Annotated in this window: 21 protein-coding genes and 1 pseudogene; 17 read left to right on the forward strand and 5 right to left on the reverse strand. The window is 69.1% G+C overall.

Annotation, left to right across the window (positions count from 1 at the left end; translation table 11 throughout):
* A partial coding sequence (locus RMN86_RS16030) for a 3'-5' exonuclease (protein ID WP_309606859.1) occupies positions 1-2,045 on the forward strand: 2,045 nt, incomplete at its 5' end.
* Between the two features lie 85 nt (positions 2,046-2,130).
* On the forward strand, positions 2,131-2,460 hold the full coding sequence (trxA, locus tag RMN86_RS16035) for a thioredoxin (RefSeq protein ID WP_309606860.1): 330 nt from the start codon (positions 2,131-2,133) through the stop codon (positions 2,458-2,460).
* A gap of 25 nt (positions 2,461-2,485) precedes the next feature.
* Here the strand turns inward: trxA and RMN86_RS16040 are convergent, their stop codons facing one another.
* The gene (locus RMN86_RS16040) at positions 2,486-2,869 is read right to left on the reverse strand and encodes a limonene-1,2-epoxide hydrolase family protein (protein WP_309606861.1); all 384 of its coding nucleotides are present in this window, start codon (positions 2,867-2,869) and stop codon (positions 2,486-2,488) included.
* 11 nt (positions 2,870-2,880) lie between these two features.
* A complete protein-coding gene (locus RMN86_RS16045) occupies positions 2,881-3,309 on the reverse strand; it encodes a hypothetical protein (protein WP_309606862.1) in 429 nt (142 codons plus the stop codon).
* A gap of 109 nt (positions 3,310-3,418) precedes the next feature.
* Between RMN86_RS16045 and RMN86_RS16050 the strand changes: the two genes are divergently transcribed.
* Positions 3,419-4,216: a helix-turn-helix transcriptional regulator gene (locus tag RMN86_RS16050; protein WP_309606863.1), complete on the forward strand. Its 798-nt coding sequence runs from the start codon at positions 3,419-3,421 to the stop codon at positions 4,214-4,216.
* 6 nt (positions 4,217-4,222) lie between these two features.
* On the opposite strand, the pseudogene RMN86_RS16055 reads toward RMN86_RS16050, so the two are convergent.
* A pseudogene (locus tag RMN86_RS16055) lies at positions 4,223-6,217 on the reverse strand (transglycosylase domain-containing protein).
* Positions 6,218-6,444: 227 nt separating this feature from the next.
* On the opposite strand from RMN86_RS16055, the gene RMN86_RS16060 reads away from it, so the two are divergent.
* From RMN86_RS16060 to RMN86_RS16125, 14 genes are all read left to right on the forward strand, one after another.
* A complete protein-coding gene (locus tag RMN86_RS16060) occupies positions 6,445-7,062 on the forward strand; it encodes a DsbA family protein (RefSeq protein ID WP_309606865.1) in 618 nt (205 codons plus the stop codon).
* A gap of 230 nt (positions 7,063-7,292) precedes the next feature.
* Complete coding sequence (locus tag RMN86_RS16065) at positions 7,293-7,682, forward strand: hypothetical protein (RefSeq protein WP_309606866.1); 390 nt, start codon at positions 7,293-7,295, stop codon at positions 7,680-7,682.
* A gap of 130 nt (positions 7,683-7,812) precedes the next feature.
* Complete coding sequence (locus RMN86_RS16070) at positions 7,813-9,036, forward strand: TolC family protein (RefSeq protein WP_309606867.1); 1,224 nt, start codon at positions 7,813-7,815, stop codon at positions 9,034-9,036.
* Between the two features lie 4 nt (positions 9,037-9,040).
* Entirely contained in the window at positions 9,041-10,204 is a 1,164-nt protein-coding gene (locus tag RMN86_RS16075) for an efflux RND transporter periplasmic adaptor subunit (RefSeq protein ID WP_309606868.1), read from the forward strand.
* Entirely contained in the window at positions 10,201-13,419 is a 3,219-nt protein-coding gene (locus RMN86_RS16080) for a CusA/CzcA family heavy metal efflux RND transporter (RefSeq protein ID WP_309606869.1), read from the forward strand. The genes RMN86_RS16075 and RMN86_RS16080 overlap by 4 nt, the downstream gene beginning before the upstream one ends.
* 280 nt (positions 13,420-13,699) lie before the next feature.
* Complete coding sequence (locus tag RMN86_RS16085; protein WP_309606870.1) at positions 13,700-14,038, forward strand: CC_3452 family protein; 339 nt, start codon at positions 13,700-13,702, stop codon at positions 14,036-14,038.
* A 226-nt stretch (positions 14,039-14,264) separates the two neighbouring features.
* Complete coding sequence (locus RMN86_RS16090) at positions 14,265-14,888, forward strand: LysE family translocator (RefSeq protein WP_309606871.1); 624 nt, start codon at positions 14,265-14,267, stop codon at positions 14,886-14,888.
* Between the two features lie 218 nt (positions 14,889-15,106).
* Positions 15,107-15,661 carry a F0F1 ATP synthase subunit delta gene (locus RMN86_RS16095; RefSeq protein ID WP_309606872.1) on the forward strand — a complete coding sequence of 185 codons (555 nt, stop codon included), beginning with the start codon at positions 15,107-15,109 and terminating at the stop codon, positions 15,659-15,661.
* 5 nt (positions 15,662-15,666) lie between these two features.
* Positions 15,667-17,199, forward strand: coding sequence for a F0F1 ATP synthase subunit alpha (gene atpA, locus RMN86_RS16100; protein WP_309606873.1), 1,533 nt, complete (start codon positions 15,667-15,669; stop codon positions 17,197-17,199).
* 29 nt (positions 17,200-17,228) lie between these two features.
* Positions 17,229-18,107: a F0F1 ATP synthase subunit gamma gene (locus tag RMN86_RS16105; protein WP_309606874.1), complete on the forward strand. Its 879-nt coding sequence runs from the start codon at positions 17,229-17,231 to the stop codon at positions 18,105-18,107.
* Positions 18,108-18,129: 22 nt separating this feature from the next.
* Entirely contained in the window at positions 18,130-19,662 is a 1,533-nt protein-coding gene (gene atpD, locus RMN86_RS16110) for a F0F1 ATP synthase subunit beta (protein ID WP_309606875.1), read from the forward strand.
* 5 nt (positions 19,663-19,667) lie between these two features.
* Entirely contained in the window at positions 19,668-19,931 is a 264-nt protein-coding gene (locus RMN86_RS16115) for an ATP synthase F1 subunit epsilon (protein WP_309606876.1), read from the forward strand.
* A 384-nt stretch (positions 19,932-20,315) separates the two neighbouring features.
* Positions 20,316-20,660, forward strand: coding sequence for a hypothetical protein (locus RMN86_RS16120; protein ID WP_309606877.1), 345 nt, complete (start codon positions 20,316-20,318; stop codon positions 20,658-20,660).
* The gene (locus RMN86_RS16125; RefSeq protein WP_309606878.1) at positions 20,660-20,914 is read left to right on the forward strand and encodes a hypothetical protein; all 255 of its coding nucleotides are present in this window, start codon (positions 20,660-20,662) and stop codon (positions 20,912-20,914) included. The genes RMN86_RS16120 and RMN86_RS16125 overlap by 1 nt, the downstream gene beginning before the upstream one ends.
* A 101-nt stretch (positions 20,915-21,015) precedes the next feature.
* On the opposite strand, the gene RMN86_RS16130 is transcribed toward RMN86_RS16125, so the two are convergent.
* Together RMN86_RS16130 and RMN86_RS16135 are read right to left on the reverse strand one after the other, a co-directional pair.
* Positions 21,016-21,330 (reverse strand): hypothetical protein, encoded by a 315-nt coding sequence (locus RMN86_RS16130; protein WP_309606879.1) that lies wholly within the window; start codon positions 21,328-21,330, stop codon positions 21,016-21,018.
* A gap of 130 nt (positions 21,331-21,460) precedes the next feature.
* Positions 21,461-23,341 (reverse strand): TIR domain-containing protein, encoded by a 1,881-nt coding sequence (locus RMN86_RS16135; RefSeq protein WP_309606880.1) that lies wholly within the window; start codon positions 23,339-23,341, stop codon positions 21,461-21,463.
* Between the last annotated feature and the right edge of the window lie 125 nt (positions 23,342-23,466).

The following is a 23,466-nucleotide window of genomic DNA, read 5'->3' on the forward strand; positions in this document are numbered from 1 at the left end:
CCTCCTTCCGCTCCACCCCGCAGGTGCTGTCGTTCGTCGATGCCGTATTCAGCCCGGCGGGGCTTCGCCAGGCCATCCAGCCGCGGATCGAACCCGAGCCGGTGGTCCACATCGCCGAACGGAAAGCCGACAATGGCTGCATCGATCTCTGGGAACCGGAGGTCGAGGCGACGGGCGACGACCGCCTGGCCTGGGACGCGCCGCTCGACGCCGAGGGGGACACGAGCGCCAACCGTCGGCTGGCCAAAAAGATCGCCGGGGAGATCAAGGCGCTGATCGACCGGGGCGACGCGGTGTTCGACAAGGATCTGGCGGTCGATGGCCAGCGCGGCGTCTGGCGCGCGGCCGGCGCCGGCGATGTGCTGATCCTGGTGCGGCGGCGGCGCGCGCTGTTCGAGGATATCCTGCGGGCCTTGAAGCACGCGGGCATTCCGGTGGCCGGCGCCGACCGGCTGGCGCTCTCCAAGCACATTGTCTTCGACGACCTGCTGGCGCTCGCCCGTTTCGCGCTGTTTCCCGACGACGACCTGATGCTGGCGGCGTTGCTGAAGTGTCCGCTGTGCGGCCTTTGCGATGACGACCTCTACAACCTGGGTTACGCGCGCGGCGAGGACAGCCTGTGGCGGCGGCTGCGGGCGCGCGGCGCCGAGCACGCGGAATGGGCGGCGGCGCTGGCGGTTCTGGACGCGGCCCTCGCCACCGCCTTCACCGTGCGGCCGTTCGAGTTCTATTCCGGCCTGCTGGGGCGGTCCGACGCCGACGGCCGCTCGCTGCGCAACCGCATCCTGCAGCGCCTGGGCGCCGAGGCGCAGGAGGCGCTCGACGAGTTCCTGGTCCAGGTGCTGGCGGCCGAGCGACGCGGGCTGAACGACCTCGAAAGCCTGGCCGACGGCCTGGCGCGGCTGGACATCGTTGTGAAGCGGGAGATGGAGGCGCCGGCCGGCCAGGTCCGGGTGATGACCGCCCATGGCGCCAAGGGGCTGGAAGCGCCGATCGTCTTTCTGCCGGAGACCACCATCACCAGGTCGGCCCGCGGCTCGCCGCTGCTGGAGACGCAGGATGGCGGCTTTCTGTGGTGTTCCTCGAAGGAGCGCGACTGCGACCCCTCGGCGGCGGCGCGCGAATGGCGGGCCGAGCGCGAGGAGCAGGAGTCCTTCCGCCTTCTCTATGTGGCCCTGACCCGCGCCCGAGACCGGCTGGTGCTGTGCGGGCGGGTGGGCGCCGACGTCAAGGTGGACAGTCTGAAGGGCTGGTGGGGCGCGCTGGCCGAGGCGTTCGCCAGCCCGGCCATCGCGCCCGGGGTGCGGACCCTTGAGCAGGGCGCGCTGCGGTTCCAGCGTTTTGGGCCAGATCCGCGGCCCCGGCCCGGCGGCGTTCTGGCGGTCGCGTCGCCGGCCGCCCCGCCCGCCTGGGCCAGATCCCCGGCGCCGATCGAGGCCTTTGCCCGCTATGCGTCGCCGTCCGACCTGGGCGAAGCCGCCAGGGTCGCCGCGCCGTCGCCGCTGGCCAGCGCGGGCGGACTCGGCCGCTTCCGGCGCGGCGACCTGATCCACCGCCTGCTGCAGATCCTGCCGGACCTGCCGGCCGCGACCTGGGCGCGCAGCGCGACCGCCTTGCTGGACCGCGAAGGCGACCTGACCGGGCCGCAGCGCGCGGAGATGGCCGCCGCCGCCCTGGCGGTGCTGACCGATCACCGCTTCGCCGAGGTGTTCGGGCCGGGCAGCCGCGCCGAGGTGGCCATCGCCGGATCGGCCAGGGCCCTGCCGCCGGGGCTGAAGATCTCCGGCCGCATCGACCGCCTGGTGGTGCTGCCGAGCCGCGTGCTGGTCGCCGACTTCAAGACCAGCCGGCCCTCGCCCGCCCGCATCGAGGATTGCGACCCGGCCTATCTGCGCCAGATGGCGATCTACGCCGCGGTGCTGGCCGATGTCTTCCCGGGTCACGCCATCGAGGCCGCGCTGGTGTGGACCGATGGTCCCAAGCTGATGCCGATCCCAGAAAACCTGCTGACCCAAAGTCTCGCCGGGCTGGCGTGGGGCGGTTGATACCGACGCAGGGTCGCCCTACATCGGCGGATCAAGTTCGGCGGGCCTGCGTTTGCAACGGCCGCCGGCGGTCAAGGAGATACCCATGAGCACCGTCAAGGTGACCGACGAGTCCTTCGACAAGGACGTCCTGCAGGCCACCGGCCCGGTGCTGGTCGATTTCTGGGCGGAGTGGTGCGGACCCTGCAAGCAGATCGCGCCGGCGCTCGAACAGATCTCCGAGGAACTGGGCGCCAGGGTGACGGTGGCCAAGCTCAACATCGAGGAAAGCCCGACCACGCCGTCGCGCTATGGCGTGCGCGGCATCCCGACGATGATGCTGTTCAAGGACGGCCAGATGGCCTCGATGAAGGTCGGCGCCATGCCCAAGCAGAAGATCCTCGAATGGCTGAGCGAGGCCGGCATCGCCGCCTGAGACGCGGAACCGACCATTCTGCCCTCTATGGCGCCGGCCACACTTCCAGGATGGTGGCGGCGTTGAAGTAGTCGCGCCATACGGTGATCTGGCCATCGCGCACCTCCCAGACCCCGGTGACGGAAAGCTCGACCCAGCCGTCAGGCAGCCGGTGCCGGTCCAGCCGCTCGGTGAACACGACGGGGCCATCGGCCACCTGGCGCAGGATGAGAAATTCATTTTCCAGCGTGGGCGCGAAGAACGGCTCCAGGACGCCCCGCACGCCGTCGGGTCCGTGAACCGTGGACATCGGAATGTTGGTGTATTCGCAGGTCTCGGAGATGTAGCGCAGGCCGGCGTCGTAGTCCTTGACGGCCATGGCGGCCAGGAAGGCCCTTACGATTTCGGCGGGGGATCTGACTTCGGTCATTTTCTGGCGCCTCAGACGAGGGGTTGGCGGGGTGACAGGACACCGGCGCCCAGAACGGGCGCCAGATAGCCGGCCATGAGCAGGGTGTTCGAGACCGCGTTCAGCGGAAAGCCGGTGACGATCGAGATGGTGCTGTCGATGACGAACCAGACCGCCATGGCCCGGGTGACCGACCTCCAGCCGACCGCTCCGGCCTCGGCGCGGACCGAGCCGTAGACCATCAGCCCCAGGCCGATGGTCAAGGCGCCCATCAGGCCGACGGCGAACCGCATGCCGGGCTGGCCCAACAGGGCGTCGGTGGCGGGATCGCGGCCGATCAGCGCAAAGACAAACCGCCCTGGGCCGTCCGTCGCCGGCCAGGCGACCAGCGCCAGGATCGCGCCGAACGCCAGCACCACCCCGCACCAGCCCGTCATCCATCGCTTCCAAAATCCCTGCATCGCCGTCTCCCTTTCCAAAGCTTGAGGAGAGGGTGGCGCCGCGGAGGTCAGGGTTGCAATTACCTGCGAGGTTATCGACAGCCCCTGCCGCCATCTGCGACCATGCCTGATGTTCGCGCGCGTCGCCCCGCAGCCGACCGAGGCCGGCCCCTTCGCCGCCGCCCTGCGCCGCTTTCGCGCGGCGCGGCGGATGAGCCAGCTGGACCTGGCGCTTGGGTGCGACGTCTCGGCCCGGCACCTGTCGTTCCTGGAGTCCGGCCGCGCGCGGCCGAGCCGCGACATGGTACTGCGGCTGGCGGCCGGCCTGCTGGCGCCGCTGGGCGCGCGCAACGCGTTGCTGCAGGCGGCGGGGTTCGCGCCGATGTTCCCAGCCTCGCCGCTGGCCTCGGAGGCCCTGGCGCCGCTGCGGGCGATCCTCACCGAGATGATGGCGCGGCATGCGCCCAATCCGGCCCTGCTGGTCAACCGCCACTGGACGGTGCTCGACGCCAATCCGGCGGCCCGCGCCCTGCTGGCGCCACTGGACGACGGGACGGGCGAGATGAACGTCGTGCGGATGCTGGCCGAAAACCCCCTGGCGGCGCTGGCGATCGGCAACCTCGCCGAGGTGCTGGAGGAAATGTCCGCGCGCCTGCGGCTGGAGGCGCTGGAGGCGGGCGACGATCCGGTGTTGGCGGGCCTGGTGGCGGGGCTCGACGCCGCCCGGGCGCGCTATCCGGCCGCCGCCGCGACGACGCCGCGCCGGCCGCTGATACCCCTGGTCCTCAACACAGCGGGTCAGCCATTGCGGTTTCTGTCGACCATCGTCCACTTCGGCACCAGCGAGGACGTGACCGTGCGCGACCTGCGCCTCGAACTGCTGTTCCCCGCCGACGACCACACCCGGGCGGCCATGGTGACGGTCTGAGAGGCTTCAGTGCGGCGCTTCGTCGGGGCTGGGGCTGGGGGTGGGGCGGGGCTGCGGCGCGGCGGGCGGGGGTTCGGCCTCGTGGTCGCCGTGCAGCAGGTCGCTGACGCCGCCCAGGATCGCGCCCAGGGGGTCGGCGGTCGGATCTTCGGGCGGGGGCGGCTCGCCGCCGGGGATCGGCCCGGCGGTCAGGCGCGGCAGGGCCTCGGTCATGAAGGCGCGCCAGATGGCCGCCGGCGGGCCGCCGCCGGTGACCTTCCTCATCGGGGTGTTGTCGTCCTTGCCCACCCAGACGGCGGTGACGAAGCCGCCGGTGTAGCCGATGAACCAGGCGTCGCGGTAGTCGCTGGTGGTGCCGGTCTTGCCGGCGAGGTCGAAGCCCTTGACGTTGGCCCTGGTCCCGGTGCCCGAGGCGATCACGCCCCGCATCATCCGCACCATATAGGACAGCGCCGGCTGGCTGATCACCGAGCGGCGCGCGCCGCCGCCGACGTTGTGATCGAACAGCACCCGGCCCGAGGTCGTGCGGATGCGCTCGATGCCGTAGCCCTTGGCATAGAGGCCGCCGTTGGCGAACGGCGCGTAGGCCTGGGCCATTTCCAGCGGGCTGACCTCCACCGCGCCCAGCGCCATCGAGGGATCGAGCTGGATGGCTGAGTCGATGCCGAGCCGGTGCGCGGTCGCCGCGACGTTCGAGGTCCCGACCTCGCTGCCCAGGCGCGCGGCCACGGTGTTGATGCTTTCCTTGAGCGCCACCTCCAGGGTGATCGGCCCGAGATAGCGGCCGGTGTAATTGCGCGGGGTCCAGGTCCCGATGGTCACCGGCTCATCGACCACCGGCGTGTCCGGCGTGCGACCGGCCTCCATGGCGGTGAGGTAGACGAAGGGCTTGAAGGCCGATCCGGCCTGGCGGCGCGCCTGGGTCGCGCGGTCGTACTGGCTCTGCTGGTAATTGACCCCGCCGACGTAGGCGCGGACCCGGCCCTCGCCATCCAGCGAGACGAGCGCGGCCTGCCGCACGCCCTGGCCCTCGGCGGCCGCGACACCCGCCTGCAGCGCGCGCTCGGCCGCGGCCTGCAGCGGCAGGTCCAGCGTGGTCTCGACGATCAGGTCCTCGGTGGGCTCGCCGACCAGATGGCGGACCTGGTCGTCCACCCAGTCGGTGAAATATTGCGCCCGCTGGTTGGCCAGCACCGGATTGACCCGGATCTTGACGGCGAAGGCCTGGTCGCGCTGCTCGGCGGTGATGGCGTGGATGCGGACCATCTCGTCGAGCACGATGGTGGCGCGGCGCGCGGCGCGGTCGGTGGCGACCACCGGCGAATAGCGCGAGGGACCTTTCATCATCCCGGCCAGCAGGGCGCTTTCGCCGAGCGTCAGCTGGGCGGCCGGCTTGTTGAAATAGCGCTGCGACGCGGCCTCGATCCCATAGGCGCCGGCCCCGAAATAGACCCGGTTCAGATAGAGCTCGAGGATCTGCTTCTTGGAAAACTTGGCCTCCAGCCAGACCGCCAGGATCAGTTCCTGGGCCTTGCGCCGATAGGTCTGGTTGGGCGTCAGGAAGAGGTTGCGGGCCAGCTGCTGGGTGATGGTCGAGCCGCCGCGCAAGGGACCGCCCCGATGGGTCCAGTCGTAGATCTGGCTGCGCGCGATGCCCCACGGGTTGAAGCCGAAGTGCCAGTAGAACCAGCGGTCTTCGATGGCCACGAAGGCCTTGGGCACATAGGCCGGCAGCTTGTCGAGATCGACCGGTGGGGCGTACTGGCTGCCGCGCACCGCCACCAGGCCGCCGGAGCGGTCGAGGTAGGAGATCGAGGGCTGGCGCTTGACCTCATAGAGCTTGGAGGTGTCGGGCAGGTCGACGGAGAAGACCGCGAAGAAGGCCACCGTGAAGATCAGCAGCCAGACTCCAAGCACCAGAGTCCAATAGACCATCGCCCGAAGCGGCGATCGGTGGCGGGGCTCGCCCGGTCCGGCGCCCGGCGACTGCGCTTTGGCCATCGTGCTGGTCGTCCCGTGATCGAAAGCCGCCCCGACCCCGGCGCGACCCATAGCTCCGCAGACAAGCACGCCACAAGGTTGACGAGACATGAACGCCGACGCGCCCGCCGCCTCCGCCCTCTCCCGGCGCGCGCCTTGCCTGCAAGCCAAGCTTCCGTCACATCGGCCCCTGAGGTATGGCCCTTGCGAGCCCCATGATCGGGCCGACGTTCCTTGGAGAGCCCACGATGTTGCGGATCAGGATTGCGCTGCTGCTGGCGCTGGCGATGTTCGGCGTGTCGGCCTGTTCCTCCGGCTCCGGCTCCGGCGGCGGCGCGCTGCCCGACGACATGTCGATGGGCAATGCCCAGTCCAAGATCACGGTGGCGGAATATGCCTCGGTCGGCTGTCCGGTGTGCGCCAAGTTCGACCGCGAGGTGTTCCCGGCGTTCAAGGCCAAATACATCGACACCGGCAAGATTCACTACGTGTTCCGCGAGATGCTGGTGGGCGGCGGGGCGGAGGTGGCGGTGGCGGCCTCAGGCTTCCTGGTCGCCCGCTGCGCCGGCAAGGACAAGTATTTCGCGGTCAACGAGGCGGTCTTCAAGAATCAGGAGCAGGCCTTCGCCGCGCCGCGCGAGACCCTGCTGGACATCGCCAAGTCGGTGGGCATGACCGAGGACAGCTTCAACAAATGCATTAATGACGAGAAGGCCATCCAGGCGCTGAACGACCGCGTCGAACGCCACAGCCGCAACGATCACATCAACTCCACGCCGACCTTCGTGATCAACGGCAAGGCCATGGAGCCCGGCTATCACACGATCGAGGAGATGGACGCGGCGATCAAGGCGGCCGGCGGCTAGACCTCAAGCCCGAGGAACGGCGAGACAGGGAACAGTTGCGGCGCGCACCTGTCGGCTGAAGATCAGCACACATCACGGTGGTTTCCGCCGCGTGGTTGACACCGGTGGCCGGCCCGTCGCCAGCGATGACGCCGGCGACCAGCGCCGCCGTTCGAAGCGCCGCCTTGCCACAGCCTGCGCACCTCAATAAGCATTGCGCCGTGAGACGGAACCTGGAGCCACGGCTGCGGATGCTGGTCGCGACGCTCTGCGTTGCGCTATCGGTCATCTTCGCCGGCGTTTCGGCCGCTAGCGTCGGCGACGCCGCTCAGCACACCGTCCACCCGGCCCATCAGCCTAGCCTGACGCTCGGGCTGGGCATCGCCGAAGCTGACCACCACGCCGATCGTCAGACCCCGGACGGCGATCACGACCGGGGGAGCGCTCCCGCCGATCACCCGCCCGCGGCAGGCCACAACCATGCCGACTTGCCCGTGGGGGCGCTCAGCGGCGGAGCCGAGGCCGGCGTGATCATTTCGCGGGCGGAACTGACGCTCCGCGTACATTCCGCGGCCGGCGCACCGGGTGTGCGACCCGGAGGGCTCGAGCGCCCTCCCAAAGACGCCGCGAACCTGACCTGAACGCCCGCGTCCCGCGACGCGGCGCGCCTTGCCACGAGCGTTTGCGAGACACTTTACCATGCCTATGAATTCCGGCGGCCGCCCCACGCGGCCAACGCACGCTTGTCGTGGAAGACACCGAAGGACGGGGGTGATCGCCGCCTCGGCGGTCGCCCTGGCCTGGCTGTGCCCGCTGGCTGCGGCGGCGGCGCCCGCGCCACCCTATGCCGTCCTGCTTCGCCAGGCTCAGGGCCAGGGTCCCAGGCTCGGTGAGAGCGCGGCCAATGTGCGTGCCGCAAAGGGCATGGCGGAGCAGGCCGGCGCCCGGCCAAACCCGGTCGTGGGGTTGGATGTCGAGGACATCGGTCGACGCGATCAGACCGGTATCCCGCAGCGCCAGAGCACCCTGTCGGTCAGCCAGGCGTTCGAGCTGGGTGGTAAGCGGGCGGCGAGGACGGACGCCGGTCGGGCCGACCTCTCCACCGCCGCAGCCCGCGACCGTCAGGCTCAGGCCGACTTCGCATACGACCTGGCCAACGCCTATGCGGTCGCCGAAGCCGCGCAGCGACGCGTCGCCCTGCTCGCCGACGACCGGGCGCGGGCGCGGGAGGACTTGCGCGCGACCCGCGCGCTGGTAGACGCCGGTCGCCAGGCCGGGCTGCGCGCCTTGCAGGCGCAGGCGGCGGCGACGGCTGCGGACGCTGAGTTTCAGGCGGCGCGGGCCGACGCGGCTGAAGCCATGGCGCGCCTGTCGGCCCTTGTCGGCGCGCCAGAGCCCTTTAGCAGCATCGATGTCTCGCTGTTGAACGCCGCCGCGAGCCTGCGTGGAGCGCCGGCGCAGCTTCCGGCCGGCGCGCCGGCCGTGGCGGTCGCCCAGGCCGAGCGGGAGGCCGCCGTCCGCCGGATCCGGGTCGAGCGGACCCGAGCGATTCCGGACATCACCTTGCGTGTGGGCGCTCGCCGGTATGAGGACAACGGCGACACCGCCCTGATGGCGGGAGTCTCCGCGCCGTTGCCGCTGTTCGACCGCAACCGCGGCGCCGTGGCCGCCGCGACCGCCCAGCTTTCCGCCGCCGAGGCGCGGCTGAACGGCGCGCGGCTTGAGGCCGAGGCCGAGTGGCGCGCCGCCGCGGCGCAAACCAGCGCAGGCGACGTGCGGCTAGACGCCGCCGTGGAGGGCGAGGCGGCGACCCGCGAAGCCTATCGCCTCACGCGCATCGGCTATGAGGCCGGAAGGACGTCCCTGCTCGAACTGTCGGCCGCGCGCCGCGCCCTCGTCGAAGCCCAGACCCGCCTGGTCGAGGTCCAACTCGCCCGCATCCGTGCAGAGGCCGTGTTGGCGCGTCTGGCCGGCCGCATTCCATTTGGAGACTAGCCACATGACTTCCCATGAGGCGCGCAACCGGCGCGTCCTGACGACCGCCGCCGTCGCCGTCCTGGCGGTCGGGGCCGGCTTCGGCATCGCCAGGTTCACCGCCCGGCCCGCAACCGCACCGGCCGGCGCGTCGGCGGTGGCCGCCAACGGACCGCGGACGCTGGAACTCCCGGCGGCTTACCTCGCCACCGCCTCGATCGTCGTCCAGCCGGTCACGGCCGGGAACCTGACCGCCGAGGTGCTCGCGCCCGCGACCGTCGCCCCCGCTCCCAATGGCGAGGCCGTCGTCACCGCGCATGCGGCCGGCACAGTCACCCGGCTGACCAAGCGCCTGGGGGATCCGGTGCGGGCCGGCGAAGTTCTGGCGCTCATCGAGAGCCGTGAAGCCGCCGGCGCGGCGGCCGATCGCTCCGTGGCCGACGCCAAGGCGGCGCTCGCCCGCAAGATCGCGACCCGCGAACAACACCTGTTCGACCAGCACGTCACCGCCCGCCAGGATCTGGAGACCGCGCAAGCCGAGCTGGTCGTGGCTGAAGCCGAGGCGCGCCGGGCGGGCAACGCCGCCGCGGCCGTGCGGGTGGCCGGCGACGGCCGTTCGGCGTCGGTGGCGAGCCCGCTTTCCGGACGGATCACCGCCCAGGCCATCGCGCTGGGCGCCTATGTGCGGCCCGAGACCGAACTCTTCCGCGTCGCCGATGTGCGATTCGTGCAGGTCGAGGCCGCGGTCACGGGAGCCGACGCCGCGCGCATCGCGCCGGGAGACGCCGCGGTGCTGACGACGCCGGCGGGCGATACTGTCAACGCCGTAGTCCGCTCCGTGACCCCGACGCTCAGCGCGCAGAGCCGCGCCGCCACGGTGGTGCTGGTCCCGACCGCTGCCGCTGCGCCGCTGACGCCAGGCGTCACCCTGCAGGCCCGGATCCTGCCGAGGGCTGCGGGGCCCGGTGGCGTCGTCATTCCCGATGAGGCCGTCCAGAGCCTCGAGGGCCACGACGTGGTCTTCGTGCGCAGCGCCAAGGGCTTCATCGTGCAGCCAGTCGTCGTGACCTCGCGCAGCGCCGGCCGCGCATCGATCTCGGCGGGCCTGCGGGTCGGGCAGAACATCGCGACGCGCAACGCCTTCCTGCTGAAGGCCGAGTTCAGCAAGGGCGCGGGGTCGGCGAAATGATCGGTCGCATCATCACCTACGCGGTCCGCGCGCGCTGGCTCATCGTCACCGCCACCGTCATCGTGGCGGCGTTTGGGGTGTGGCAGCTGACCAAGCTTCCGATCGATGTCACGCCCGACATCACCAACAAGCAGGTCCAGATCAACACCGTCATCGGAACCCTCGGCCCGGTCGAGGTCGAGAAGCGTGTCACCTTCCCCATCGAGACCGCGCTTTCGGGCCTCGCCGGGGTGGAAAGCACACGATCGTTTTCGCGCAACGGATTTAGCCAGGTGACGGCGATCTTCAAGGAAGACGCCAACCTCTATTTCATGCGCCAGCAGGTGGCCGAGCGCCTGGCGCGGGCCCGACCCAACTTGCCCGACGGGGCCGAGCCTGAAATGGGGCCGCTATCGACCGGCCTTGGCGAGGTGTTCCACTACAGCGTCGAGTTCGCCAACCCCGGCGGCAGGGGCGCGACCATCCGCGACGGGCAACCGGGCTGGCAGAGCGACGGGTCGTTCCTGACCGCCGACGGCGAGCGACTGGCCGACAACACGTCCCAGGTCGCCTACCTGCGCACTGTCCAGGACTGGATCGTGCGCCCGCAACTGCGCACCGTCCCGGGTGTCGCCGACGTGGATTCCCTCGGGGGCTTTGTGAAGCAGTATGTGGTCGAGCCGGACCCGGTGAAGCTTGCCGCTTACGGGATATCCTACGCCGATCTGGCGGAGGGCCTGAAGAAGGCCAACCTCTCCGTGGGCGCGGACTTCATCCAACGCTCCGGCGAGGCCTACCTCGTCCGCGCCGACGCCCGTATTCGAACCATGGACGAGATCGCTCGCGCGGCGGTCGCCACCCGCGACGGCGTGCCGGTGGCGGTCCGCGACGTGGCCCATGTGCGCGCCGGCGGGGAGCTGCGCCGCGGGGCGGCAAGCCGCGACGGCTATGAAACCGTGGTCGGCAGCGCGCTGATGCTGGTTGGCGAGAACAGCCGCGCCGTGGCCCACGGCGTGGGCGTGAAGCTAAAGGCCATCCAGGCGACGATGCCGGCAGGCGTCGTGGCCATACCGACGCTTGATCGTTCGCAACTGGTCGTCGCCACGATCACCACCGTCACGGAGAATCTGACCCTGGGTGCGCTGCTGGTCAGCGTCGCCCTGTTCGCCATCCTCGGCAATTGGCGCGCTGCCCTGATCGCCACCCTGGTGATCCCGCTCTCCATGGCGCTCAGCGCCATCGGCATGAACACTCTGAAGATCTCCGGCAACCTGATGAGTCTGGGGGCGTTGGACTTCGGCCTGGTTATCGACGGCTCACTGATCGTCGTCGAGAACTGTCTTCGGCGGCTGGCCGCGCGGCAGCACAGCGAAGGCCGCCTGCTGAGCCTCTCCGAGCGGCTCGACGAGGTGATCGACGCCTCGCAGGAAATGGTTCGGCCCACCGTCTTCGGACAGACTGTCATCTTCCTGGTCTTCGTCCCCTGCCTGACCTTCCAGGGGGTGGAGGGCAAGATGTTCTCACCCATGGTGCTGACCCTGATGCTGGCGTTGGCGGCCGGATTCGTTCTGTCGCTGACTTTCGTGCCCGCGATGGTCGCACTGGCGGTGAGCGGGAAGGTCAGCGAGAAAGAGGTCCCCGCGATCGTCGGGATCAAGGCGTTCTATGAGCCGTGGCTGCGACGCTCCATCGCGCGTCCCTGGCCCTTCATCGCCGCCGCCGCCGGTGTGTTCGCCGCAGCGGTTGTGACCTTTTTCTTCCTTGGCCGGGAATTCCTGCCGACACTGGACGAGCAGAACCTCAACCTGTCGTCGGTGCGCATCCCCTCGACATCCGTCGACCAGTCGCTGGCGCTCGACCTGCCTATTGAGAGGGCCCTGCTGGCCCTGCCGGAAGTCAAGACGGTCTACTCCAAGGCCGGCACCGCCAGCCTGGCGGCCGACCCGATGCCTCCCAACGCCTCGGACAACTACGTCATCCTGAAGCCGAAGAAGGACTGGCCGGCCGGGGTGAGGACCAAGTCGCAGGTGATGGCGCGCATCCGCGAGGCGATGGCGCCCATGGTCGGTAACGCCTACGATATGACCCAGCCCATCGAGATGCGCTTCAACGAGCTGATCGGCGGCGTGCGAAGCGACATCGCGGTCAAGATCTACGGTGACGATCTCCAAGAGCTGGCTCTGGCCGGCAACCACATCGCGGCCGTGCTGCGGAAGATTCCCGGCGCCATAGACGTGCGGGTGGCGCAAACGCAGGGCTTCCCGACCTTCGACATCGCCTTCGACCGCGACGCCATCGCGCGCTACGGCCTCACCATGCAGGATGTGGCCGACACCGTGTCGACGGCGTTGGGCGGACGCGCCGCCGGCCAGCTGTTCGAGGGTGACCGGCGCTTCGACGTGGTGGTGCGCCTCCCCACGGAGAAGCGCAGCGATCTCGACGCCCTTGGGTCCATCCCGATCATGCTGCCGGCGGTCGACGGCAGAACTCGCGCCTCCGTGCCGCTGCGACAGCTCGCGCGCTTCAACTTCACCGAAGGCCTGAACGAGGTCAGCCGCGACAACGGTAAGCGGCGCCTCTACGTCGAGGCCAACGTCAGCGGCGGCGATCTCGGCTCGTTCGTGACCCAAGCTCGCGAACGCATCCAACGCGATGTGAAGCTGTCGGCCGGGATGTTCATCGAATGGGGCGGCCAGTACCAGAACCTGCAGGCGGCCACGGCGCGACTGGCTCTCGTTGCGCCGGTCTGTTTCGTGCTGATTTTCATCGTCCTCTACCTGGCACTCGGGAGCGCCAGCCTCGCGGCGACGGTCTTCACCGCGGTGCCGCTGGCTCTCGCCGGAGGCGTGTTCGCCATTGCGCTGCGAGGCATTCCCTTTTCCGTCTCGGCGGCGGTGGGGTTCATCACGGTTTCCGGCGTCGCGGTGCTCAACGGCCTGGTGCTGATCGGCGCCTTCCGGCGCTGGCTCGACGACGGCGCGGATCTCGACACGGCAATCATCCAGGGCGCGCTCCAGCGGGTGAGGCCGGTGCTCATGACGACGCTGATTCCCGCGCTCGGATTCGTGCCCATGGCGATCGCCCATGGCACCGGCGCCGAAGTCCAGAAACCGCTGGCCACGGTCGTGATCGGTGGCCTGGTCACCTCGACCCTGCTTACGCTTTTCATCCTGCCGGCCATCTGCCATCTGGTGATGCAACGGCGCGGTCCGACCCTATCGGCCCCGGCGGAGTAGGCGCTCCCTGCAAAGGTCCGGGCGGCGGCGTCGGCCGGACTGCGATTGCCGCACGTTTGCGCGCCCACATAGGCATGGCGCCTGCCAAGCGGACTCTTCGCTACCGTATAGCCGCCCGACGAAAATAGCGGTTGCCGGCCATCTTAACAGTGTTATCTTAGCGTTGCTCAGTTCGTGGCGCGCCAAGGGTGGGGATACCCGAAGCGATCCCACGCGGCGAACAGGGCCGGCGCCTTGAGCAGGGGCGCCGCCCACTCCCCGAACCGTTGGAGGGCTCTTGATGAAGCTCCTTACCCTTGCGGCCGCCTGCGCGGCCGTTGTCACCCTTTCCGCCGCCCCGGCCTTCGCCGCTGAACCGATTGTCGCCAAACTGGCCCAGCCGGTGGCCGCCAAGACCAAGCTCATCGCCGGCGAGGCGATGTTCGTCTGTGAAGCCGACGCCTGTACGGCCCTGTCGCCGATGTCCGCCACCTTCGGCTCGGCCACCTGCAAGATCATCGCCGCCAAGTTCGGCACGGTGACCTCGTTTACGGCCTCGAAGCCGATGGACGACACCCGTCTGGGCGCCTGCAACAGTGTCGTCGTCGCCCGCGCCGGCACGGCCCCGATGGCCAAGTAGCTAGCCCGCACATCCATCTCCCAGCAGCTCTGTTGTCGAGCTTCTGAAACCTGAAGGGGCGTCGGCTTCCACCGGCGCCCCTCTTTTTTTCTGGCGGCCGGCATGCCTCGGTGCGAGCGTCTCGGCCCTTGATGCCAAGCCAGAGCCTCGGCGGCGATTCCGCCGCGAGCGGACGGCTGGAGACCGCGAGGAGGTCGTCATTCGCCTGCCGTTCGATCCGGAGCTGTTGCCGGGCTTCCTCCTGGCGATCCTGCTGATCGAACTGACGCCGGGACCGAACATGGGTTACCTGGCCATGGTGGCAGCCCGGTGGGGTCGCCGGGCCGGCCTGACCACCGTCGCCGGCGTCACCTGCGGGCTTGCTTTCTACATGCTGCTGGCGGTGGCCGGTCTTGGCCAAGCCATTCTGCGCGCGCCTTTGATCTACGCGGCCCTGCGGTGGGCCGGCGTGGTCTATCTCCTGTGGTTGGCCACCGACACCTGGCGAGGCGGCGGGGAAACCTCGCCGAGCCACGCGCTTGCCTCGCCGGACCCAAGCCGGCTGTTCGCCCGCGGCCTGGTGGCCAACCTCCTCAACCCGAAGGCGGCCGTCTTCTACATCGCCCTCCTGCCCGGCTTCACCAACCCCGCCAGGGGCGATCCCGCGCTGCAGGCCCTAACCCTTGGGATGATCCACATCGCCGTCAGCGTGACTGTGCACGGCGCGATTGTCCTGGCTGCAGGGAGCGCGCGGCCCGCCCTTGCTGGCTGGACCACAGGTTCCCGGCGGCGGTGGCTCGATCGTGGTTTCGCCGTGGCCCTGGCCGCTATCGCCCTGTGGCTGGGCTGGGAAACCTCCAGGTCGCCCTAGACCCTAAACGCATTGGCTCCGTGACAATTCGTCGGGCCCGCGCGCGGTCGCCCCGTGTTGCGGCGCCACAGATCGCGTGCTATCAGGCGCGCGGCTTTGGGACAGGGGTTCATGAGACCTTTCGGACCGAAGTGCTTTTTCCAAGCGCTTTCAAGCCTTTAAGGCTGCAGCGACGATCGTCGCCAGCGGCTCTCTAGACGCACCGGACGGGCAGGCAATTGGCGGACGATTCCAAGCTATCGAATGTGGGCTCCAGGTACGCCAAAGCCCTGTTCGATCTGGCGAGCGAGCAGCGCCAGGTCGCGGCCGTCGAGGCTGACCTGAAGTCGCTGAAGACCGCGCTGGCGCAGTCCAGGGACCTGCGCGTCCTGGTGGGCTCCCCGGCGTTCGCCGCCGCCGACAAGGCCAAGGGCCTGGCCGCCATCGCCACGGCCGCGAAGTTCAACGCCACGACCAAGAAATTCCTGGGCCTGCTGGCCGCCAATGGCCGGGTCGCGGCCCTGGCCTCGGTGATCACCGGCTATGAGGCGCTGTCGGCCAAGGCCCGGGGCGCGGTCTCCGCTCAGGTCACAACCGCCGTCCCACTGAGCGCCGCCCAGGCCAAGGGCGTGGCCGCGGCCCTGCGCCAGGCGCTGGGCAAGGATCCCGAAATCGCCACCCGCGTCGATCCCGCCATTCTCGGCGGCATCAAGGTGCAGGTCGGTTCCCGCCTGTTCGACGCTTCGCTCAAGTCGAAGCTCGACTCCCTTAAATTCGCCCTCAAGAGAGCGTAAGATCCATGGATATCCGCGCCGCCGAAATCTCGGCCATCCTCAAGTCGCAGATCGCCAATTTCGGCGAAGAGGCCGACGTTTCCGACGTCGGCCAGGTGCTGTCGGTCGGCGACGGCATCGCCCGCGTCTTCGGACTCGACAATGTCCAGGCCGGCGAGATGGTCGAGTTCACCAAGGCCGGCGTCAAGGGCATGGCGCTGAACCTCGAGCGCGACAACGTCGGCATCGTGATCTTCGGCCAGGACCAGGCGATCTCGGAAGGCGACGAAGTCCGCAGGCTCGGCGAAATCGTCGATGTGCCGGTGGGCAAGGGCCTGCTGGGCAGGGTGGTCAATCCGCTGGGCGAGCCGATCGACGGCAAGGGTCCCCTGACCAATATCGCCGAACGTCGCCGTGTCGACGTCAAGGCCCCCGGCATCATTCCGCGCAAGTCCGTGCATGAGCCCGTGCAGACCGGCCTGAAGGCCATCGACACCCTGATCCCGGTGGGTCGCGGCCAGCGCGAGCTGATCATTGGGGACCGCCAGACCGGCAAGACCGCGGTGGCCATCGACACCATCCTGAACCAGAAGGCGATCAACGCCGGCACGGATGAGAGCGCCAAGCTCTATTGCATCTACGTCGCCATCGGCCAGAAGCGCTCCACCGTCGCCCAGATCGTCAAGACGCTCGAGGAGCGCGGCGCGCTGGACTACACCATCGTGGTCTGCGCCACGGCGTCGGAGCCGGCGCCATTGCAGTTCCTGGCGCCGTTCTCCGGCTGCGCCATGGGCGAGTGGTTCCGCGACAACGGCATGCACGCGGTGATCATCTATGACGACCTTTCCAAACAGGCCGTGGCCTATCGCCAGATGTCGCTGCTGCTGCGCCGCCCGCCGGGCCGCGAGGCCTATCCGGGCGACGTCTTCTATCTGCACAGCCGCCTGCTGGAGCGCGCGGCCAAGCTGAACGAGGACAACGGCTCCGGTTCGCTGACCGCCCTGCCGCTGATCGAGACCCAGGCCAACGACGTCTCGGCCTATATCCCGACCAACGTGATCTCGATCACCGACGGCCAGATTTTCCTGGAGACCGACCTGTTCTTCCAGGGCATCCGCCCGGCCGTGAACGTCGGCATCTCGGTGAGCCGCGTGGGCTCCTCGGCGCAGATCAAGGCCATGAAGACCGCCGCCGGGCCGATCAAGGGCGAGCTGGCGCAGTACCGGGAAATGGCCGCCTTCGCCAAGTTCGGCTCCGACCTCGACGTCACCACCCAGCGCCAGCTGGCGCGCGGCGAACGGCTGACCGAGCTCCTGAAACAGCCCCAGTACGCGCCACAGTCGGTCGAGGAACAGGTCTGCGTGATCTACGCCGGCACCCGCGGCTACCTCGACGGCGTCGCCGTCAACCAGGTGCGCCGCTTCGAGACCGAGCTCCTGGCGCACCTGCACGGCAAACACCAGGCGATGCTCGACAAGATCCGCATCGAGAAGGATCTGAAGACCATCGAGGACGACCTGAAGGCCGTGCTGGCCGCCTTCGTCTCGACCTTCGCCTGAAGCCGGGCGCGGGGATCAGGACCTAGGCGATGGCCAGCCTCAAAGAGATGCGCAATCGGATCGGAAGCGTGAAAGCCACGCAGAAGATCACGAAAGCCCTGCAGATGGTCGCCGCGGCCAAACTGCGCCGGTCGCAGGACGCGGCGCAGAACGCACGACCCTATGCCGAGCGCATGGCGGCGGTGATCGCCAACCTCGCCGCCGGGGTTTCCGGCGAAGGCGCGCCGAAGCTGCTGGTCGGCACGGGCTCCGACCAGCGCCACCTGGTCGTGGTGGCGACCTCGGACCGCGGCCTGGCGGGGGGCTTCAATTCCTCCATCGTCCGCGTCGCGCGCGAGCGCATCAACAGCCTGCTGGCCCAGGGCAAGGATGTCCGGGTGCTGACGGTCGGGCGCAAGGCCCGCGACCAGCTGCGCCGGCTGGATCGCTCGGTGGGCGCCCTCGAGGCGGGCGGCAACCCGTCCCTGGCGGTCGCCGAGCAAGCCTCGGCCAAGATCCGCGAGCTGTTCGACGCCGGCCAGGTGGACGTGGTCACACTCTATTTCTCGAAATTCAAATCGGTGGTGACCCAGACCCCCACCGGCGTCCAGCTGATCCCGACCGAGATCCGCAGTGGCGGCCACGACAGCGTCGCGGGCATCGACCTGAAGGGCGCGGTCTATGAATATGAGCCCGACGAGGAGACGATCCTCGAAGAGCTGCTGCCCCGCAATATCACCACCCAGATCTTCTCCGCCATGCTGGAGAATCAGGCCGGGTTCTACGCGGCCCAGATGACCGCCATGGACAACGCCACCCGCAACGCCGGCGACATGATCTCGGCGCTGACCCTGAAGTACAACCGTTCACGCCAGGCGCAGATCACCAAGGAGCTGATCGAGATCATCTCCGGCGCCGAAGCGCTCTAGTCGAAAGTCGAAAGAGACAACCATGGCCACCACGACCGCCAAGAAGCCCGCCGCCAAGAAGCCCGCTGCCAAAGCTCCCGCCAAGGCCGCAGCGAAGTCGGCCCCCGCGACCGCCAAGGCCGTCGCCACCGGCCGCCTGGTGCAGATCATCGGCGCCGTCGTTGACGTCGAGTTCGACGGCCACCTGCCGGCGATCCAGAGCGCGCTGGAAACCACCAACACCGACCAGCGGACCGGCGCCCCCTTCCGCCTGGTGTTCGAGGTCGCCCAGCACCTGGGCGAGAACACCGTGCGCGCCATCGCCATGGACACCACCGAGGGCCTGACCCGCGGCCAGGCGGTGTTCGACACCGGCATGCCGATCACCGTGCCGGTGGGACCGGCGACGCTGGGTCGGATCATGAATGTCATCGGCGAGCCGATCGACGAGGCCGGCCCGATCGCCACGACCTTCACCTCCTCCATCCACCGCGAGGCCCCGTCCTTCGCCGAGCAGTCGACCTCGGCCGACATCCTGGTCACCGGCATCAAGGTGATCGATTTGCTGTGCCCCTACACCAAGGGCGGCAAGACCGGCCTGTTCGGCGGCGCCGGGGTCGGCAAGACGGTGACCATGCAGGAGCTGATCAACAACATCGCCAAGGCCTATGGCGGCTATTCGGTGCTGGCCGGCGTCGGCGAACGGACCCGCGAAGGCAACGATCTCTACCACGAGATGATCGAGAGCAACGTGAACCTGCCGGGCGGCGGCGAGGGCTCCAAGTGCACCCTGGTCTACGGCCAGATGAACGAGCCTCCCGGCGCGCGCGCCCGCGTCGCCCTGACCGGCCTGGCCCAGGCCGAGTACTTCCGCGATGTGGAGGGCAAGGACGTGCTGCTCTTCATCGACAACATCTTCCGCTTCACCCAGGCCGGCGCCGAGGTCTCGGCCCTTCTGGGCCGCATTCCCTCCGCCGTGGGCTACCAGCCGACGCTGGCCACCGAGATGGGCAACCTGCAGGAACGCATCGCCTCGACCAACAAGGGCTCGATCACCTCGGTGCAGGCGATCTATGTGCCGGCCGACGACATGACCGACCCGGCGCCGGCCACCTCCTTCGCCCACCTGGACGCCACCACCGTGCTCAGCCGCGACATCGCCGCCCAGGCGATCTTCCCGGCCGTGGACCCGCTGGATTCGACCTCGCGGATCATGGACCCCCTGGTCATCGGCGAGGAGCACTATGGCGTCGCCCGCCGCGTCCAGGAGACCCTGCAGGCCTACAAGGCGCTGAAGGACATCATCGCCATCCTGGGCATGGACGAGCTGTCGGAAGAGGACAAACTGACGGTCGCGCGCGCCCGGAAGATCTCCAAGTTCCTGTCCCAGCCGTTCCACGTGGCCGAGCAGTTCACCAACATGCCGGGCATCTTCGTCAGCCTGGAAGACACCATCCGCTCGTTCAAGGCGGTGGTCGACGGCGAATACGACCACCTGCCGGAAGCCGCCTTCTACAACGTCGGAACCATCGACGACGCGGTCCGCAAGGCCGAGCAACTGGCGGCGGAAGCCTAGGCGCCATGGCCGACAAGCTGCATTTCTCCCTGGTCTCGCCGGAACGCGAGCTGTTCGCCGGCCTGGTCGATCAGGTCGACGCCCCGGGCTCCGAGGGCGACTTCGGGGTGCTGGCCGGCCATGCGCCGTTCATGAGCGCGCTGAGGGAGGGTCCCGTGCGAGTGCACAACGACGGCAAGGTGACGGTTTTCGAGGTGCGCGGGGGCTTCGCCGACGTGACCCCCGAAGGTTTCACGGTGCTGGCCGAGCATGCGGTCGAGGTCAGCTGACCCTACGGCGGCAATTCCGCCGTCTTAGGGCCTTGCCTCCGCCGCCTTGGTCCCGTTTTATGATTCGTTACCGTCAGGGGAACTCTCCATGCGTACCGTCGCCGCCACGCTGATCCTCGCCGGGGCCATGGCCTCAGCGGCCTATGCCCAGGCGCCGGCCTCTCCGCCCGCCGCAACCCAGCCCGCCGCAACCCAGCCCGCCCCAACCCAGCCCGCCCCGACTGTCCCAGCTCCCGCGGCGCCCGCTCAGGCCGCCCCCGCCGCAACCGCGGCCGCGTCAGCCCCGACGACGCCCGCCGCGAACGCGTCCCCCCCGACCGCGAGCCCAACGATCACCCCGGCGACGCCCGTGACACCGCCCGCCGCCGCGACGGCACCTGGGTCATGCCCCTCGACCCCGCCGACAAGAACACGTCCATCACGATCGTCGCGCCCGGCTCCAACAAGGATGTCTGCCGCGGCGAGGTTCACTACTCGCTGAACCAGGACAAGCCGATCGTCAGCGCGGTCAACATCTGGTCGTTCCTCCATCAGCCGGAACTGATCTTGCAGGCCAACTACGTCTCGGTGAATGCCGACGGTGTGAAGCGTGTGCAGAAGTCTTGGGAACACCTCGACGCCGCCTCATCGACGGCGATCAACTTCACCACGGCCACCAAGCCCGATGACAGCTCGCTGAACGCCAAATATTCGGTCGGTGAAATCTTCTATCAGGAACGCAAGTTCTGATGAGCTGGCAGGACGCCGGCGGGCTCGTCGGCGTCCTGATCATCCTGATCGCCTACGCCGGCGCCGCCCTGGGCCGGCTGGATCCCAAACGGGCCCTGTCGCTCGGCGTCAATTTCGTCGGGGCCGGCCTGATCCTGGTGTCCTTGCTCACCGCCAGCTTCAACCTGTCGGCCACGGCCATGGAGGGCGCCTGGGCGGCGGTCTCGCTTGCCGCCCTGCTGCGGCTGGGCTGGAAGCGGCTGCGACGGGGTTAGGCCGCAGGCCGAGCGTCTTTCGCGCTCGGCTGCGCCGGGAGAAAGACGACTGGGCCGGCGCGACGGTGGCAGGCGCGGACCCGGCGCCTGCCGAAATGCCGCTACTTCTTCATCATGCCGCCTGACTTCATCATGCCATCTGACGTCATCATGTCGGGGTGCTTGTCCGCCATGGCCTCGCACTTGGCGTTGGCCATCATCTTTTCGTGGCCCATCGCCATACACCTCTTCATCGTCCGCATCTGGGACTTGGACACCTTCATGTGCGTGCGGGTCATGGCGCCATGGCTCATGGCGCCCTCCTTCATGGCGCCCTCCTTCATGGGGGTGGCGGATTGCGCGAAAGCCGCGCCGCCCGCCGCCAAGAGCGTGAAGGCGCTGAGGCCACACAGCAAGGTCTTCGCAAAGGTTCGCATGGGTCGTCTCCGTTGGTGTCTGACGTTCAGAAATCTGAAATCGTCCCACCGCAACGGCCTGGCTACCGGCGGTGTTCCCCTGGGGAGTCGGAGTCGGTCGGAATGGCCCATTTCCCTGGAGACCGCGCCCTCAGACGGGGGGGAACCCTAGCTTTGCCACGATCGCCGCGAAGCGCGGGTCGGCGCGCAGCGAATCGACCGCGGGGTCGGTTTTGAGCTCGATCAGCCCGGGGTCGCGCACCGCGAGGGCGCGGGCCAGTTGCGCGAACGCCAGCTCCGGCGCGCCGCGCACAGCATAGACTTCCGCCAACTGGTAAGTCGATCCGCCGTCGATCGCCTTCAGCGCGGCCAGCGCCTGGTCGGATCCGGCCTGGTCCCCCAGCTTCGCATAGGCGATCGCCTCGCAAGTGTAGCGCACCCAGGTCTCTTCGCTTCGAGCCGCGACAGGAAGCGCAGCCTTGGGGTCGCCGCTGAAGATCAGCGCCATCGCCGTAAGGTAGGGATGGGATGGGGTATCCGGGTTTGCGCGGTCGTACACGGCCGTCGTGGCCAGCGCCTCGCGATACTGTCTGTTTCGATACAAGACGTCGATCCGCCGCCGCACCGGGGACGGGTTCAGCGGGTCGAGGTTGATCGCGCGGTCGGCAAGCGCCAGCGCCTCGGCGCCGCGGCCCAGATAGCTTTCGAACCCCGCGATGGTGCTGAGATCGCGAGCGCTCACGCCCGGCAGGGCCAGCGCCTTGCGATACGACGCGTCGGCGCCGCGAAGGTCGAGGCCCGTTTGTTGAACCCTGCCGAGCGCGACGTGGCCGAGCGGCAGCGTCGGCGCGAGCGCGATGGCGCGCGCCGAGGCCGCCTTGCCGCCCGCCAGCAGAGCCGCGGACTCTTCAGGGGAGGATTCTCCCGCAATAATGCCGATCCAGAAAGCCCGGTTCGCATGCGCGGCCGCAAAGTTCGGGTCGGCGGCGATCGCGGCGTCGAACGCGGCGAGCCTTGCGCGGAACGCGGCCGCGCTGATCGTCTGGATCGCGACACCCCGCAGATAGGCGTCATAGGCCGCCGGGTTCGTCGTCCCGCCCAGCATCGCCTTGGCTGTCCCGAGCGTCAGGCTGAGCGCATTGGCGACGCTTTCGGCGATCCCCGTCTGCAACTTGATCGCATCGCCCTCCGAACGGTCATAGCTCTGCGACCATGTCTCCAGCCCGTCGCGGCCATCCACCAGCTGCGCCGCCACCCGGATCATGCCATCGCCCTTGCGCACGCTACCGGTCAGCACATGCGCCACGTTGAGTTTGCTCGCGGCCTCCTTGACGTCGTCGTCGCGCACCTTCTCCGACGACGTGCGCGCCGCGACCTTCAGCCCCGCGATCCTCGCCAGCGCGCTGCGCAGTTCTTCGGCGATCCCGTCCGAGAAATAGGCCCTGGCCGGATCGCCGGACAGATTGGCGAACGGCAACACCGCGATGCTGTCGGTCCGCGCCCCGCCGCGCCCCCTCAGCCACCAGCCGGTCCCCCCAAGGGCCACAACCCCCAGCGCTACCCCGCCGCCGATCATCGCGCGCCGCCCGACAGCGGGCGCCGCCGCCACGTGCCCGGCGCCCGCCGGCCGCGCGGCGCCTGACACCAGGGCGCGCGCCGCCGCCAGCACCGCCTGGTAGCGCGGGTCGGCCCTGTCGCCCTTCCACCCGACAAGCGACAACGCCTGCATTTCGCCGAAGCCCAGCGGCGGTTCGACCTTCTCGATCAGCACCGGCAGATAGACGCCCCGTCGCAACGCGCGCGTCGCCTCGTCGCGCACGAAGCGCCCCTCCGGCCCGACGCTGCGCCGGGTCCACGCCACCAGCACGCACTTGGCCAGATCCAGCTCGGTCTGGATCGCGTGGCGCCACTCGGCGCCGGCCTCGATCTGCGCATCCCACCAGACCGTCAGCCCGTCCGCCGTCAGGGCCCCGACCAGCGGCCTGACCGACGGGCGATCCTCGGACTTGTAGCTCACGAACAGGTCGGCCACGCATGCCCCGCACGCGCCGCAGGTCGGGGCGCAAGGGATCAACCTATGCCGTTAACGACGGATGCGGCAAGGCGGGCGGTCCGGCCCGGCTCCGGCCTTGGCTTCAGTGCGCGTCGTCCCAGTTG

Source organism: Phenylobacterium sp., assembly GCF_031360265.1.
In the GTDB taxonomy this organism is placed as follows: Bacteria; Pseudomonadota; Alphaproteobacteria; order Caulobacterales; family Caulobacteraceae; genus Phenylobacterium.